Source organism: Mesorhizobium sp. KR2-14 (assembly GCF_040049255.1).
Taxonomy (GTDB): Bacteria; Pseudomonadota; Alphaproteobacteria; order Rhizobiales; family Rhizobiaceae; genus Pseudaminobacter.
This window is the reverse complement of the sequence record NZ_JBDZDR010000011.1, coordinates 89,757-104,893: the sequence shown is the minus strand read 5'-3', so window position 1 is coordinate 104,893 and position 15,137 is coordinate 89,757. Positions and strand designations below refer to the sequence as shown.

Sequence of the window (15,137 nt, the reverse complement as noted above, 5' to 3'; positions counted from 1 at the left end):
GGCGGGCGCCGGCTTCGTCGTCGTCATCTGCGGCGAGATCATGACCATGCCAGGCCTGCCCAAAGTGCCGTCGTCGGAAAGGATCTTCCTCAACGAGCACGGCCAGATCGAGGGCCTGTTCTAGGTCTGAACCCCGGCCGGCGGTCAGCGCCGGCCATCTTCCCAGGACGACGCCGCGCGGGCCACCCGCGCGGCGTTTCTGTTTGGGCTAGGGCCAGCGCCCCCTTCCCTCACTGCGATGGCGCGTTCGTGATCAGCTCCCGGGCAACATAGTGCGCGGCGCGCCGCCAGGCTTCGTCGTTGTCTCCGCGAAACGTGATGAGCCGATTGAACACCATCTTGCGCGAAGCCGTGTCATAGACCTCGAGCCGCGCCCAGAGCACGAGCGTGCTCATCTTTTCAACGGCACCGACCGCAAGGAAGCGCGCGCCGGCATCCTTCGCGCGGCTGAAGAGTTCGTCCATCGTCATCGAGTGGCCGCTGCAGCGCGGCTGCGGGCATTTCATCTCCGCAAGCGTGAAACGACCGCTTGCGGCGACTTCCTCATGCATGATGCGATCGAACCGCTCCAGGCGGGCGTCATGCTCGGCTGTCTGGTCTCGCAACTCGCCCGACGTGTCGACCAGGAAGAAACCGGAAAGCGCCAAGGATGGCGGACTGTCCTCGGCCAAAGCGTTGGAATGAGCGGCGGTCAAAAGCCACATACAGGCCAGGAGCGCGGCCGAGCAAACGATGCGCCAGGCACGCTTGCCCCGCTCTGGTCGCTGCGCGGATGAACGGGCGGGCTTATCCATAACAGCCTCCGTCGTGTCAGGCGCAGGCCACTCGGCCGGCCGCCGCAACGGCCAACATAGAAAAAGCCGACACCGGCGGCAACCGATGTCGGCCCTGCGAGGGGAAGCAGGGAGTTTGAAGGGTCAGCTTGCCAAGGTGGCGGGGCGTTCGACCTCGATGCCGTATTCGGCCGCGGCATCGACGATGCCGTCCCAGATGCTGTCGGCAAAGCTGGAGAAGACCAGCAGGTTGAAGACGGGCGAACCGTCGGCCGCATCCGGATCGCGCCACAGATTGACTGCCGTATGGTCGACCGACGTGGTGGCGGCGGTGCCAACGGGGAATGCGTGATCATGCAGGTCCACCGAGGACAGCTTGGCGAGCATGTCGCGCACGCGCGGACCCGACATGCGGACCAGGCAGCGGCCATCCGACTGATCGGACAGGGAGGCAACGTCCTCGAAGATCGCGCTCAACGCCCGGACGGGCTGGTAGGCGCCAGTCGCGCGCGGCGACAGCGCCATGATCTGGTCGGCTCCTGACCAGATCAAAGTGGCGTCCTTGCCTGCAACCACCGTCCGTGGCGTCGGCGCTGCCACACCATAGTGGGCCTTGACCGCCTTTGCCGTCGCGTCCCATTGCCCGCGCCTGGCCATGATCTGCACCAGATCGAAATCGCGGATTTCGGTGAGCACCACGCCAGCGCCTGCCGTCAGCGCGCCGAACGCTCCAGGGTTGACGGCCGGTTGCAGCGGGGAACGAGCGGTCCAGATAAAATCAGCCACGCTGACGCCCTCCTTCGGGATCGTAGAAGACCGGATTGCAGATTTCGACTTCGTAGTCTTCGCCGCGCAGCGGGTCGTGCGCGCGCACGATCTCGCCAATGCGCTCGCGTCCCCGTTCGACAAGGCCAAGTCCGATCCACTGGCCGAGCATCGGCGAGAAGCAGACGGAGGTCACGTAGCCCTGGTCCGCCTGCGGACCGACCGGAGCGCCCTTCGGCAGGATATGAGCGCCCGACCGCAGACGGCGTGCCTTGTCGACAGGCTTGAGACCCACGACCACCTGGCGGTTTGGCGCCACGAGCCCCTCGCGACCGGCCATGACGCGGCCGACGAAATCCTTCTTCTTGGACATCATCTTGCCGAGGCCGAGATCGTCGGCCGTCGTCGTGCCGTTGAGTTCCGGCCCGGCGACGTGCCCCTTCTCGATACGCATGACGCCAAGCGCCTCGGTGCCGTAAGGCGTCACGCCGAAAGGCTTGCCGGCTATCATCAGGTTGCGGGCCAGGGCATCGCCGTAACGGGCAGGAACCGAAATCTCGAAGGCCAGTTCGCCCGAGAAGGAGATGCGGAACAGCCGCGCGAACATGCCGCCGCGAAGCTGCACTTCCCGCACGCCCATGAAGGGGAAACCTTCGTTGGACAGGTCTTCCGCCGGATCGACGATCTCGCGCAGCAGGTCGCGGGTCTTCGGCCCGGCGATGGAGAAAGTCGCCCACTGGTCGGTGCAGGAAGTGAGCTGCACGTCGAGCTCGGGCCACAAAACCTGACGGCAGAATTCGAGATGCTGCATCACAGGTCCGGCCTTGGCCGTGGTGGTGGTGAGGAAATAGTGGTCCTCCGCCAGCCGCGAGGTGGTGCCGTCGTCCATGACGATGCCGTCCTCGCGCAGCATCAGGCCGTAGCGGGCCTTGCCGACGCCGAGCGAGGAAAAGGCGTTGATATAGACACGGTCGAGGAAGGTGCCGGCGTCCGGACCCATCACGTCAATCTTGCCGAGCGTGGACACGTCGCAGAAACCGACGCCGTTGCGCACGGCCAGGACTTCGCGGGTGACCGAAGTGAGCCAGTCCTTCTCGCCCGGAAGCGGGTACCACTGCGCACGCTTCCACAGACCGGTGTCGACGAACACCGCGCCGCGCTCGAGAGCCCAATGGTGTGAGGGCGCCAGACGGGTGGAGTGGAAGCTTTCGTCGCGGTTATGGCCAGCAAAAGCACCGATCGCCACCGGCACATGCGGCGGGCGATAGATGGTGGTGCCGGTCTGCTGGATCGAACGGCCCGTGAGTTCGGCCATGATGGCAAGGCCGGTGACGTTCGAGTTCTTGCCCTGGTCGGTCGCCATGCCGAGCGTGGTGTAGCGCTTCAGGTGCTCGACCGACTCGTAGCCCTCGCGCTGCGCCAGCGCCACGTCGGAAGCTGTGACGTCGTGCTGGAAGTCGACGAAGGCCTTCTGCTTGCCCTCAACGTGCCAGAGCGCTGCGATGGCCGAGCTTTCATCAGTCGCGGCAGGTGCCAAGTGGTTGGTCCCGGAGTGCCCGCAGTCGTGTGCCGCGGCAAACCCTGCCGCGTGGCCGCTGCGAAGGCAGGCGCCGAGCGACAAGTCGCCATTTGCAGCGCCTGCAACGGCCATTCCCGGCGGACAGCCATCAGGCACGAAGGCTGCAATGTCGTCCCGCCATTTCGGCCGGCCGCGATGATGCGAGGCCAGGCCCACCGAGGGGTTCCAGCCGCCCGACATGGCCAGCACGTCAGCCGAGACATTGGCGCTTCCGCCGCCTGTCAGTGCCACGTCGACACCGGTGATGCCCGACTTGCCGCCGCGCACGCCGGTTACCGTGCCGTTAAGCACGGAAAATCCGCCGGCCTGCGCCAGCGTCCGGTACTGCTGCGGAACATCGCCGCGCGCGTCGATGACAGCCGCGATTGCGATGCCGGCGCGATGCGCCGCCTCAACCGTCTTCCAGCCATCGTCATTGTTGGTGAACAGCGCCAGGCGCCTACCGGGAGCCGCCGCGAAGCGCTCGACATAGGTACGCACCGCCGAAGCCATCATCACGCCGGGGCGGTCGTTTCCGGAAAAGACGATCGGCCGTTCGCTCGCGCCGGCCGCCACAACGCAGCGCTTGGCCACGATGCGCCACAGGCGCTGGCGCACCTGGTGCTTGGGCGGAACCGGAACATGGTCGTTGACGCGTTCGAGCGCGCCATAGACGCCGCCGTCGTAGACACCGAAGACGGAGGTACGCGTCATCACGCGCACATTGGGCATGCTTTCGAGTTCGGCCAGCGCGCTCGACGTCCACTCGGCTGCCGGCATGGTGTCGATCTCGCCGCCGTCGCTGTTGAGGCGGCCGCCGGCGATGCGGTCTTCCTCGGCCAGAATGACGCGTGCGCCGGTGCGGCCGGCGGCAAGGGCTGCGGCAAGGCCGGCCGGACCGGAGCCGACCACTAGCACGTCGCAATGCGCCCATGCCTTGTCGTAGTGGTCGGGGTCGGCCACGCCGCTCGGGCGGCCGAGGCCGGCGGCCCGGCGAATGGCGGGTTCGTAAATCGACTCCCAGAACTTCGCCGGCCACATGAAGGTCTTGTAGTAGAAGCCCGCGACGAAGATCGGCGACGCCAGAGAATTGACCGACATGACGTCGAAGGCCAGCGAAGGCCAGCGGTTCTGGCTCTGCGCCACCAGCCCGTCATAGAGTTCGACCGTGGTCGCCTTGGTGTTGGGCTCGCGCCGCGCGCCGGTGCGCAGTTCCACCAGCGCATTCGGCTCCTCCGGGCCGGCGGTCAGGATGCCGCGCGGGCGGTGGTACTTGAAGGAACGGCCGACCAGCGTCACGCCATTGGCGACCAGCGCCGAAGCCAGCGTGTCGCCGGCATAGCCGGTCATCTGCTTGCCGTCGAAGGTGAAGTCGATCGCCCTGGTCCGGTCGATCAGGCCGCCCTTGGCCAGCCGGTGTGATTGATGCGATGCCATTATTCTGCACCTGCCTTCGCGAATTCTGCGCTTGCCTTGGCAGCGGCTGCCCCGGTGCCGGCAGCGGCGCGCACAGAGCTGATTTCATGGGTCACGGTGTTGCGTTCGACGACGAGCCAGGAGCGGCAACCACCGCCGTGGTACCAATATTCGCTCATCACGCCGGCGACATTGTCGCGAAGATAGACATAGTCGTAGAAGGCATTCTGCTCGCTCTCGGCGCCCTTCCCCGCTTCCACGGCCATGACGACCGGGCGCTTCGGCTTGGCGTCGCCCAGATAGGTGAATTCGCCGTTTTCGCGTTCGCCGCAAAAGGGACATGCAATACGCATTTCCGTCTGCCTCGCTCTCAGTGCAGATTGGGTTGGGCGCCCTGGCCCTTCTCGTCGATCATCGCGCCACGCTCGAAGCGGTCGAGGCGGAAAAGCCTCGCTTCGTCGTGCGGCGTGTCGGTCGCCAGCAGATGCGCGAATACTAGGCCGGACGCCGGCGTTGCCTTGAAGCCGCCGTAGCACCAGCCGGCATTCAGGTAGAGCCCGTCCACCGGTGTCTTGTCGATGATCGGTGTGCCGTCCATCGACATGTCCATGATGCCGCCCCACTGGCGCAGCAGGCGAATGCGGCCGATCATCGGCATCAGCGCCATGCCGCCTTCGCAGACGTCTTCCATGACCGGCATGTTGCCGCGCTGGGCATAGGAATTGTAGCCGTCGAGATCGCCGCCGAACACCAGGCCGCCCTTGTCGGACTGGCTGACATAGAAGTGGCCGGCACCGAAGGTGACGACGCCCGGGATGAGCGGCTTGATCGCCTCCGACACGAATGCCTGCAGCACGTGGCTCTCGATGGGTAGCCTGAGGCCTGCCATGGCAGCAACTCGCGAAGTGCTGCCGGCAACTGCCATGCCCACCTTGCCGGCGCCGATGCGACCGCGAGAGGTCTCGACGCCAGTCACCTTGCCGTTCTGATCGCGGACGAAACCGGTGACCTCGCAATTCTGGATGATGTCCACCCCAAGCTGGTCGGCGGCGCGCGCATAGCCCCAGACCACGGCGTCATGACGAGCCGTGCCGGCGCGGCGCTGTAGAAGCCCGCCCTGGATGGGGAAGCGTGCGTTGTCGAAATTCAGGAAGGGCATCATCCGCTGGATCTGCGCCCGATCGAGCAGTTCCGCATCGATGCCGTTGATGCGCATGGTGTTGCCGCGGCGCGCGAAGGCATCGCGCTGGGCGTCGAAATGATACAAATTCACGATGCCGCGCTGGCTGACCATCGCGTTGTAGTTGAGATCCTGCTCCATGCGCTCCCAGAGCTTCATCGAAAGCTCATAGAAGCCCGTATTGCCGGGAAGCCCGTAGTTGGAGCGGATGATCGTGGTGTTGCGGCCGGCATTGCCTGAACCGATCCAACCCTTTTCCAGCACCGCGACGTTGCGGATGCCATATCGATGGGCCAGGTGGTAGGCGGTGGCGAGCCCGTGGCCGCCGCCGCCGATGATGATGACGTCGTAGTGCGACTTGGGAGCCGCATCACGCCAAGCGCGCCCCCAGCTCTTGTGGCCGGAAAGCGCCGCCTTCGCGACCGAAAAAATTGAGTATTTCATCTCTTTGTCTTCCGCGAGGCGGCCTGCAGTTTTCCGTTCCGGAGCGAGTGGCTCGTCAGCAGTCCAGCGTGTTGTCGAGTTCCCACTGCGTCAGATGCGACGCGTAGGAATTCCATTCCCTCATCTTCATCTTGACGAAGCCGTCGACCATCTCCACGCCCAGGGCTTCCTTGAACTCGGTGTCCTCGTCCAGAAGACGGAGCGCATCGAGCAGGTTCAGAGGAAGACGGGGGGCGTTCTTCACGGTGTGCCCGTCAGTGTACATGTTGATGTCGCTGCGCGGACCCGGATCCATCTTTTCCCGCAGGCCACGAAGGCCAGCAGCCAAGATGACGGCCTGCATCAGATAGGGGTTGGCGGCGCCGTCGGGCAGACGCAGTTCGAAGCGGCCAGGCCCCGGCACCCGCACCATGTGCGTGCGGTTGTTGCCCGTCCAGGTAACCGCGTTGGGTGCCCAGGTCGAACCCGAGACAGTCCGCGGCGCGTTGATGCGCTTGTAGGAGTTCACCGTCGGGCAGATGATCGCGGTCATGGACGGCGCATAACGCATGATGCCGCCCAGGAAGTGCATGCCGCTCTCGGAAAGCCCATCCGGCGAGCTGTCGTCGGCAAAGATGTTCTTCTTGCCGTCGAGGTCCCAGGCAGAGATGTGCGCGTGGCAGCCATTGCCCGTCAGCGTCGGGAAAGGCTTAGGCATGAACGTTGCGCGCACGCCATGCTTTTCCGCAATCGTCTTCATCATGAACTTGAAGAACGAATACCTGTCGGCCGTCACCATGACGTCGTCATAGACCCAGTTCATTTCGAACTGGCCGTTGGCGTCCTCGTGGTCGTTCTGGTACGGCTCCCAGCCAAGCCCCAGCATGGCGTCGCTGACCTCGGCGATGATGTCGTAGCGCCGCATCAACGCCTGCTGGTCGTAGCAGGGCTTGGCCGAGTTGTCGTGCTCGTCCGCGACCCGCTTGCCATCCATCGAGGTAAGCGAAAACTCCGGCTCAACGCCGGTCTTGACGCGGATACCGACGGAAGCTGCTTCCTCGACGAGCCGCTTGAGCGTGTTGCGCGGCGCCTGGTCTACGCTTCTGCCGTCCATCACGCAGTTGGAGGCAACCCAGGCAACCTCCGGGTTCCACGGCAGCTGGATGACCGATGCCGGATCCGGCACCGCCAGCATGTCGGAATGGGCCGGCGTCATATCCATTCCGCCGGCAAATCCCGCAAACCCGGCACCGTCCTTCTGCATGCCGCTGATAGCGCGGGTCGGCACCAGCTTCGCGCGCTGGTAGCCGAGAAGGTCGGTGTAGGTGACCATGAAGTATCTGATGCTCCTCGCCTTAGCAAATTCGGCGAGGTCGGTTGTTTTCGTATGGTCGATTTTTGTATCGAAAGCCGTTCCCATTTATTTTCTCCTCCCGGCAATTCTTGTTCAGAAAGTGTTTTTCCCCGGCACCCAATTCGTTCCAGCAAGGGGGACGCCCGCCATGGCCGACGCCTCGATCGTCAGCGCGCACAGATCTTCGGGCTCCAGGTTATGCACGTGGTTCTTGCCGCAGGCACGCGCGATGGTCTGCGCCTCCAGCGTCATCACTTTCAGATAGTTGGCGAGCCTGCGTCCTGCCGCGACAGGGTCGACACGCTTCATCAGCTCCGGGTCCTGGGTGGTGATGCCAGCCGGATCCTTGCCCTCATGCCAGTCATCATAGGCGCCGGCCGTCGAGCCGAGCTTACGATACTCTTCCTCCCAGCGCGGGTCGTTGTCGCCCAGCGCGATGAGCGCCGCCGTTCCGATCGACACCGCGTCGGCACCGAGAGCCAAGGCCTTGGCCACGTCGGCGCCATTGCGAATGCCGCCGGACACGATCAGCTGGACCTTGCGATGCATGCCAAGATCGCGCAGCGCCTGGACCGCCGGCCTGATGCAGGCGAGGATCGGCTGGCCGACATGCTCGATGAAGACTTCCTGGGTGGCGGCGGTGCCGCCCTGCATGCCGTCGAGGACCACCACGTCCGCGCCCGCCTTCACCGCAAGCGCAGTGTCGTAATAGGGGCGCGCACCACCGACCTTCACATAGATCGGCTTTTCCCAGTCGGTGATCTCGCGGATCTCCAGGATCTTGATCTCGAGATCGTCCGGGCCCGTCCAGTCGGGATGACGGCAAGCCGAACGCTGGTCGATGCCCTTGGGCAGCGTGCGCATTTCGGCAACGCGATCGGAGATCTTCTGGCCGAGCAGCATGCCGCCACCGCCGGGCTTGGCGCCCTGGCCAACCACCACCTCGATGGCATCGGCGCGGCGCAAGTCGCGCGGGTTCATGCCGTAGCGGGAGGGCAGAACCTGGTAGACCAGCTTTTCGGAATGGCCGCGCTCTTCCTCGGTCATGCCGCCGTCGCCCGTGGTGGTCGACGTGCCGGAGAGCGTCGCACCACGGCCCAGCGCTTCCTTGGCCGGACCCGACAGGGAGCCGAAGCTCATGCCGGCGACAGTGATCGGGATCTTCAGCTCGATCGGCTTCTTGGCAAAGCGCGTACCGAGCACGACCGACGTGTCGCAGCGCTCACGATAGCCTTCCAGCGCATAGCGCGAGATGGAGGCGCCGAGGAACAGAAGGTCGTCAAAATGAGGAACCTTGCGCTTGGCGCCCGAACCGCGAATGTCGTAGATGCCTGTGGCCGCCGCACGGCGGATTTCCGACATCGTGTAGTCATCGAAAGTAGCCGACTTGCGCGGAGTGGTCGGAGGATTGTGGTAGGTCATATCTATCTTACCTCAGTACGCATCGGCGTTGTCGATGTTGAAATTGTAGAGCGTGCGCGCCGAACCGTAGCGCTTGAACTCTTCCGGCTTCACATCCGTTATGCCTGCACGCTCCAGGAGATCCTTGAGGATGGCGATGTGCTCGGGGCGCATTTCCTTTTCGATGCAATCGGCGCCCAGGCTCTTCACCGAGCCGCGCACGAAAAGGCGCGCTTCGTAGATGGAGTCGCCCAGCGCATCGCCGGCGTTGCCGAGAACCACCAGGTTGCCGGACTGCGCCATGAAAGCCGACATATGTCCGACATCGCCGCGCACCACGATGTTGATGCCCTTCATGGAGATGCCGCAGCGCGAAGAAGCATTGCCTTCGATGACAAGCAGACCACCACGGCCGGTCGCGCCGGCATACTGGCTGGCATTGCCCTTCACGACGATGCTGCCCGACATCATGTTTTCGCCGACGCCGGGGCCGGCCGAGCCATGCACCGTGATGGTGCTGTGCTGGTTCATGCCGCCGCAATAGTAGCCGACGCTGCCCCGCACATCGACGCTGATCGGCGCATCAACGCCGACAGCCACCGCATGGCTTCCCTTGGGGTTCAGAACTTCCCAGGCAGTCTCGTTGGAGCCGGCATCTATTTTGTGCAGCGCCTGGTTAAGCTCGCGCAGGGAGACTTCGTCGAGGTCGACGACCCTGGTCGCGAAACTCGAGTCGCGCGGCGCCGTTGCAAGGTTGGATGTAGGCATCGTCTCAGTGCTCCCAGAAATAGACGGTGGACGGCTCGGGCTCCCATACCTTGGCCTGTTCGATGCCCGGCAGCATGGCGAGCGCGCGGTATTCGGAACCGAACGCAACGTACTGATCCGTCTCGGCAAGCACGGCCGGCTTGCAGGCGATCGGATCGCGCACCACGCCGAAACCGTTCTTGGTACCGACGACGAAGGTGAAGAAGCCGTCGAGATCGTTCAGGCTTGCTTCCAGCGCCTCGCCGAGAGCCATGCCGCCCGCGATCTTGTGCGACAGATAGGCGGCCGCAACTTCGGTGTCGTTCTCGGTCTCGAAGGTCATGCCTTCATGGCGCAGTTCGCGGCGCACATTGTTGTGGTTCGAGAGCGAGCCATTGTGGACCAGGCACTGATCGGGGCCCGTCGAGAACGGGTGCGCACCCATCGTCGTCACGGCCGATTCAGTGGCCATGCGGGTGTGGCCGATACCATGCGACCCGCTCATCTTGGAAAGCTCGAAGCGCTTGGCGACGTCTTCCGGAAGACCGACTTCCTTGTAGATCTCGATCGACTCGCCCATGCCCATGACGCGCGCGTCGGGGCGCAACTCGGCGACGGCACCGCGAACGGCGGCCAGCTTGTCGCCCGGCACTTCGATCACCGCATGCGTCGACTTCACCGTCATCATCACCGGCGCGCCGATCTTCTTGGCAATTTCCTGATCGAGGCCAGCAAAATCACGCTCCGGCCAGGGCGACTGGATCGTGACCTTGCCATGATCCTTTTCCGACGATCCGTAGATCGCAATTCCCGCGCTGTCTGGGCCGCGATCGGTGAGCATGACAAGCATCTCCGAAAGCATCGCACCCAGTTGCGGCTCTAGCGACTTGTCCTTGAGAAACAGTCCGACAATGCCACACATCGGCTTCCACCTCCTTGAAAATTTTCTGCCTCAATGGCTAGCAGCTTTAAAATTCCAATTCAACCACCATGAATTATTTTTTCATCTCAGAAAACTAATTCACAGTGCGGAACCGCCGCGCCGCAGCTGACGCTGCCCCTCTCCTCCTCCGAGCCGGACATGCAAACATTCCCTGATTGATCCCGTTTCGGCAATCGCCAATTTGCCTCTAAATAATATTTTTTGCACCGGAGTGTTGGTCCAGAGAACCCCCTGCCAAAACCCGCACGAGCGGGCTTGTCCGCATGCATGCTGAAAGAAGGCCAATGACCGGCGTGTCCGGCCAGAGATGCATGGCCAGATCGGTCGGATGCTTCGATCCGCCGACGACAATGTGCAAAGGAAAGGGCCTGCTGCCGAGTTCAAGGCAGCAGGCCCCCAAAATGGACGCTTACAGTGCTCGCCCCGGCGCCGGGCGGCGCGGCTCCACCAACATCGCCGCTCATTAGCGGGATGCTGACAAGGCCAGAGCCGTAACTCAGTCGCTGCCGCTGCCTTGCGGGTAGGAAATGATCGACAGGTAGCGTATCGGCCGCTTGGTCAGCTGTTCGGGCCCATGCGGCGCATCGGCATCGAAGAACAGGCTGTCGCCCGGCAACATGGTGTAGAGGTGGCTTCCGTGGCGGTACACGACCTCGCCTTCCAGCATGTAGAGGAACTCCATGCCGTCATGCTGGAAGGTCGGAAACACGTCCGAATCCTCGCTCAATGTGATGAGATAGGGCTCGACCACCACGCCGCTGGTGTTAGAGCCGACATGGCCAAGCAGCGTGTACTGGTGGCCGGCGCGCGTGCCGCGCCGCTCCACGTCGACACCCTCGCCCGCCTTGACGAAGACTGCGTTGCGCTCTTCCTCGAACCGGCGCAGGAAAGCCGTCAGCGGCACGCCGAGCGCGCGCGACAGGGATTGCAGCGTCGTCAGCGACGGCGACGTGTTCCCGTTCTCGATCTTCGACAGCATGCCCAACGAAATGTTGGTGGCGGCCGCCAGGTCTGCGACGGTAATGCCAAGCTTCTTGCGGAAGGCGCGAACCTCGCGCCCGATTGCCACTTCCAGCACGTTCTCGCGCGTGTCGCGCACGGCATGCGGATTCTGCTTCAAGACACGGGCTGCGGCCGGATCCTTGGCCGGGCCCCTGCTATCAGGTTGGACCTTGCTTGCATTGGATTTGCGCGGCTCAGCCGCTTGTGTCGATGTCTTCGTCAACTCGCTCACTCCGCTGGCCATTTCACTGGTGGTAAATATTTTTTTATTTTGGGTACGCGTTTACAAGGCGGATATCAACCCTTATCGGACCACAAGGTCCAGTTTCCGAGGAATTTCACCCGGAAATGAATGCTGCCTAGGTCTGACGAGGAGGACTCAGGCGCTGTATCTGCGGGGGAAGGTCGAGATCGCGAGCGAAGCTGCACGCACACCCCGCTCGAGCGCAGCCTGCAATTCATCGCCGCGGCTCAGGCCGTCCAGGAAGGCCGCATTGAATGTATCGCCGGCACCCACGGTGTCGATGACAGTGACCGGCGGGGCCTTTGCCGCCACGGTTACGCCGTCGCGCACGGCCGAAGCTCCTTCCGGGCCGTTCTTGATGACCAGCGTCTGGCCGGCGGCAAACCGCGCCGAAAGCGTGGCAATGGCTGCGTCGAGGTCCTCGCTCTCACCCAGGCCCTTCACTTCCTCGGCGTTGAGAAGAGCATAGTCCACCAGGGCCAGCCATTCGAAAGAGCGCTTCTTGTTGGCATCGGTCCACCCCTCCGGCGGCCAGCCCGGATCGATCGCCGTCTGCCAGCCCTGCTGCCTGAGAAGCCGCAGCAACTCGCGCGTCCCCTCCATCAGCGATGGCATGAGGAAGCCGCCGGAAATGCAGGCGAAGCTCGCTGCTGTAGGTGCTGGCGGAATATGGGGAAGCAGGTCTTCGAGCCGGGCATGGTGCAAATGGCCCGGCGCGGTGAAGAACACGCGATCGCCGCCCTTGTGGACGATGCCGACGCTGATGGTCGTGTCGGAATCGTCGGTCACCCAGGTCGAGCAGGCTTCGTCGAAGCCGCCGGCAAGCCAGCTACCCATCGCGTCGTTGCCGACGCTGGCGAGCAGGCGATGGGCAATGCCCATGCCGCTCAGCGCCAGTGCGGTATTTCCAGCCGAACCGCCCGGCCGCATCTCGCTGCGCGGCACCACGATCTCGGTGCCGACCGCAGGCCAACCGTCGATCTCGCCCATGACGAGGTCGACATTGACGTTTCCGAGAATGAGGAGCGGCGGTACGGACATGACTTCTTAGCTGATGTGGCGTGCGACGACCGGCACGTAATCTTCGAGTTCCGGTGCGGGGAAGTGCACCGTCTCGCCTATTTCAGCCGAGCGGTAAAGCCCCATCAGGATTTCCACAACGGCAAGCCCGTCGTCGAAAGTCTCGAGCGGCGTCTCGCCCTTGCGGAAGCACTCGGTCATGTGGCGGTTCTCGTCGGTGTAGCCGTAGACGCCGGCCTCATCCTCCAGCACAGGCATCAGGCCCTGCTCGGCATTCTGCTTTTCGACGAGGTCCTCGCCCTCGGAGCCGGTAACCGCGCGCGACATGAAGATCTTCAGGCCGGTGTTGAGCGAGTTGAACTCCATCGCGTATTCCGGCCCGAGCAGCTCGAGCTGGATGCGCAGGCCGGCTCCAACATAGGCCCACGAGGTCGTCGCCTCGATCATCAGCTCGTTGCCCTGCTCGTCTTCGAGCGACACGGTGGCGCGCGCAAAATCCTCGGACGGATGATTGCGGTAATCGACGCCGCTGCCATAGCGCTGCTTGAGCTGGTCGGCATAGTGCGGTCGCGTCCATTTCAGATTGGCGACGGTGCCGTTGACCGATTTCACAGTCAGCGACTTGCGCGGCGCCCCCGGTTCGGTCAGCAGGTGGCGCGCCACTTCGACCGAGTGGCACATCATGTCGGACAGCACACCTCCGCCCTGCTTGTCGCCCTGCCAGAACCAGGCTTCGTGCGGGCCGGAATGCTCTTCCGCCGCGCGCGCCAGATAAGGCCTGCCGGTGGTGGAAGCAGCGCGGCGCCAGACGATCTCCTTGCCGCGCAGCACCGGCGTGCAGAAGACCTGGTTTTCGAGATAGCCGTGGTTGAGCTTGGCATCGGTGGCGAGCCGCAGCATCTCGCGCGCTTCGGCCACGGTGCGGGCCAGCGGCTTCTCGCAGGCGACGGCAAAGACGTTGCTGCGGCCGGCGGTAACCTCGGCGTGCAGCGTGCGCATCACGTCGAGGCGCGTGTAGTTGGGCGAAAGGATCCAGATGGCGTCGACGCTCTCGTCGCGCAGCAGGCTTTCCAGGCTGTCATGGCTCTTGCAGGAGCCGAGGCCAAGTTCCGAAACCAGCTCGCAGAAGCGGGCGCGGTTCTCGGCCTTGCGGCTGTAGACGCCGACCACGTCGATGTTGCGCACACCGACCATGGACTTCAGGTGGAACTGGGCGATGAACCCGGTGCCCACGAAGCCTACGCGCAGCCTGTCTTTCGGCAGATTGGTCATGGATGCCTTCCTTTCAATTGTCGGGTGTCTTGGCCGGGCCGGTAGACCCGCGGATCTTCAGCGTCGTCGGCATCTCGACGAGCGCTTCGACGCTGTCGTCGCCGTTCATAACCCTGAGCAGTTGCTTCATTGCCTGCTTGCCAATGTCGGCACGCGGCTGGCTGACGGTGGTGAGCGGAGGATAGAAGCATTCGCTGAGGAAGAGGTCGTCAAAGCCGACGACGGAGACATCCCCCGGCACCTCGAGCCCCAGCCGCCTGAGCTCGTTGATGGCGCCAAAAGCCATCTCGTCATTGCCGACGAACAACGCCGTCGGCAGGTCGGGCCGCGAAAACAGCTGACGGCAGAGCGCGGCGCCGGAGGCGATAGTGTAGTCGCCGACCGGCTCGTAGCCTTCCGGCACGACAAGCCCGACCTCGGCCATGGCCTTGCGATAGCCTTCGCGGCGCAGCACGCTCATCACCTCGGGGATCGGGCCGCAGATATGGGCGATCCTCTTGTGGCCCAGCGAAAGCAGATGCCGCACCGCCTCATAGGCTGCCGCCACGTTGTCGATCTGCACATGCGGCAGCGCGCAACCCTCGATGATTTCCAGCGCCACGACGATGGGCAGACGCGCCAGCTTCTCGGCATCGCGCGCATGGCTCGCGGGCAGCTTGCCATTCATCAGGATCATGCCGTCGGCATGGCCGTCGCGCAGCATGTCGAAATATTCGAGCTCACGGTCGGGGTGGTTTTCGGTGTTGCCCATCAGCACGGAGTAGCCTGCCTCGCGCGCCGTCGCCTCCACGCCCTTGAATATCTCGAGGTAGAACGGATTGCTGACATCGCGCACGACCAGCAGCACCGCCATGGATTTTTGGGTGCGCAGGTTGCGGGCACGGACATTGGGCCGATAATCGAGCGATTGCGCCGCCTCGCGGATGCGGCTCAGCGTCGGCTCGGCCACGAGGCCGGAATCCGACAGCGCTCGCGACACCGTCGCCGGGGAGACGCCGGCGCGCTGCGCAATGTCCTTGATCTTCGCCCGGCTGTTCAC

General features: G+C 63.9%; 13 protein-coding genes and 1 pseudogene. 1 reads left to right on the top strand and 13 read right to left on the bottom strand.

Features of this window, described 5'->3' with window-relative positions:
* On the top strand, nucleotides 1-124 hold a 124-nt coding region (locus tag ABLE86_RS21250; protein ID WP_348780993.1), incomplete at its 5' end, for a formate--tetrahydrofolate ligase.
* Nucleotides 125-230: 106 nt separating this feature from the next.
* On the opposite strand, the gene ABLE86_RS21245 is transcribed toward ABLE86_RS21250, so the two are convergent.
* The 13 genes and pseudogenes from ABLE86_RS21245 to ABLE86_RS21185 form a co-directional block, all read right to left on the bottom strand.
* Complete coding sequence (locus tag ABLE86_RS21245; RefSeq protein WP_348780983.1) at nucleotides 231-794, bottom strand: DUF2380 domain-containing protein; 564 nt, start codon at nucleotides 792-794, stop codon at nucleotides 231-233.
* A 123-nt stretch (nucleotides 795-917) separates the two neighbouring features.
* Complete coding sequence (locus tag ABLE86_RS21240) at nucleotides 918-1,559, bottom strand: sarcosine oxidase subunit gamma family protein (RefSeq protein ID WP_348780982.1); 642 nt, start codon at nucleotides 1,557-1,559, stop codon at nucleotides 918-920.
* A complete protein-coding gene (locus ABLE86_RS21235) occupies nucleotides 1,552-4,533 on the bottom strand; it encodes a sarcosine oxidase subunit alpha (RefSeq protein ID WP_348780981.1) in 2,982 nt (993 codons plus the stop codon). The genes ABLE86_RS21240 and ABLE86_RS21235 overlap by 8 nt, the downstream gene beginning before the upstream one ends.
* Nucleotides 4,533-4,865, bottom strand: a complete 333-nt coding sequence (locus ABLE86_RS21230) for a sarcosine oxidase subunit delta (RefSeq protein WP_348780980.1) — start codon at nucleotides 4,863-4,865, stop codon at nucleotides 4,533-4,535. Before ABLE86_RS21230 ends, ABLE86_RS21235 begins: the two co-directional genes overlap by 1 nt.
* A 17-nt stretch (nucleotides 4,866-4,882) precedes the next feature.
* The gene (locus ABLE86_RS21225) at nucleotides 4,883-6,136 is read right to left on the bottom strand and encodes a sarcosine oxidase subunit beta family protein (RefSeq protein ID WP_348780979.1); all 1,254 of its coding nucleotides are present in this window, start codon (nucleotides 6,134-6,136) and stop codon (nucleotides 4,883-4,885) included.
* A gap of 55 nt (nucleotides 6,137-6,191) precedes the next feature.
* Nucleotides 6,192-7,535 carry a type III glutamate--ammonia ligase gene (glnT, locus tag ABLE86_RS21220; protein ID WP_348780978.1) on the bottom strand — a complete coding sequence of 448 codons (1,344 nt, stop codon included), beginning with the start codon at nucleotides 7,533-7,535 and terminating at the stop codon, nucleotides 6,192-6,194.
* Between the two features lie 27 nt (nucleotides 7,536-7,562).
* Nucleotides 7,563-8,891 carry an FMN-binding glutamate synthase family protein gene (locus ABLE86_RS21215; RefSeq protein WP_348780977.1) on the bottom strand — a complete coding sequence of 443 codons (1,329 nt, stop codon included), beginning with the start codon at nucleotides 8,889-8,891 and terminating at the stop codon, nucleotides 7,563-7,565.
* Nucleotides 8,892-8,903: 12 nt separating this feature from the next.
* Nucleotides 8,904-9,638: a GXGXG domain-containing protein gene (locus ABLE86_RS21210; protein ID WP_348780976.1), complete on the bottom strand. Its 735-nt coding sequence runs from the start codon at nucleotides 9,636-9,638 to the stop codon at nucleotides 8,904-8,906.
* Between the two features lie 4 nt (nucleotides 9,639-9,642).
* The gene (locus tag ABLE86_RS21205) at nucleotides 9,643-10,539 is read right to left on the bottom strand and encodes a glutamine amidotransferase (protein WP_348780975.1); all 897 of its coding nucleotides are present in this window, start codon (nucleotides 10,537-10,539) and stop codon (nucleotides 9,643-9,645) included.
* Between the two features lie 517 nt (nucleotides 10,540-11,056).
* A pseudogene (locus tag ABLE86_RS21200) lies at nucleotides 11,057-11,719 on the bottom strand (XRE family transcriptional regulator); the annotation flags it as partial.
* Nucleotides 11,720-11,941: 222 nt separating this feature from the next.
* Nucleotides 11,942-12,847, bottom strand: coding sequence for a carbohydrate kinase family protein (locus ABLE86_RS21195; RefSeq protein ID WP_348780974.1), 906 nt, complete (start codon nucleotides 12,845-12,847; stop codon nucleotides 11,942-11,944).
* Nucleotides 12,848-12,853: 6 nt separating this feature from the next.
* Nucleotides 12,854-14,098: a Gfo/Idh/MocA family oxidoreductase gene (locus tag ABLE86_RS21190; RefSeq protein WP_348780973.1), complete on the bottom strand. Its 1,245-nt coding sequence runs from the start codon at nucleotides 14,096-14,098 to the stop codon at nucleotides 12,854-12,856.
* 13 nt (nucleotides 14,099-14,111) lie between these two features.
* Nucleotides 14,112-15,137 (bottom strand): LacI family DNA-binding transcriptional regulator, encoded by a 1,026-nt coding sequence (locus tag ABLE86_RS21185; protein ID WP_348780972.1) that lies wholly within the window; start codon nucleotides 15,135-15,137, stop codon nucleotides 14,112-14,114.

Coding starts and splice junctions, on each gene's coding strand:
- ABLE86_RS21245 (WP_348780983.1), bottom strand. CDS start 794: ATGGATAAGCCCGCCCGTTCATCCGCGCAGCGACCAGAGCGGGGCAAG.
- ABLE86_RS21235 (WP_348780981.1), bottom strand. CDS start 4,533: ATGGCATCGCATCAATCACACCGGCTGGCCAAGGGCGGCCTGATCGAC.
- ABLE86_RS21230 (WP_348780980.1), bottom strand. CDS start 4,865: ATGCGTATTGCATGTCCCTTTTGCGGCGAACGCGAAAACGGCGAATTC.
- ABLE86_RS21225 (WP_348780979.1), bottom strand. CDS start 6,136: ATGAAATACTCAATTTTTTCGGTCGCGAAGGCGGCGCTTTCCGGCCAC.
- glnT (WP_348780978.1), bottom strand. CDS start 7,535: ATGGGAACGGCTTTCGATACAAAAATCGACCATACGAAAACAACCGAC.
- ABLE86_RS21215 (WP_348780977.1), bottom strand. CDS start 8,891: ATGACCTACCACAATCCTCCGACCACTCCGCGCAAGTCGGCTACTTTC.
- ABLE86_RS21210 (WP_348780976.1), bottom strand. CDS start 9,638: ATGCCTACATCCAACCTTGCAACGGCGCCGCGCGACTCGAGTTTCGCG.
- ABLE86_RS21205 (WP_348780975.1), bottom strand. CDS start 10,539: ATGTGTGGCATTGTCGGACTGTTTCTCAAGGACAAGTCGCTAGAGCCG.
- ABLE86_RS21195 (WP_348780974.1), bottom strand. CDS start 12,847: ATGTCCGTACCGCCGCTCCTCATTCTCGGAAACGTCAATGTCGACCTC.
- ABLE86_RS21190 (WP_348780973.1), bottom strand. CDS start 14,098: ATGACCAATCTGCCGAAAGACAGGCTGCGCGTAGGCTTCGTGGGCACC.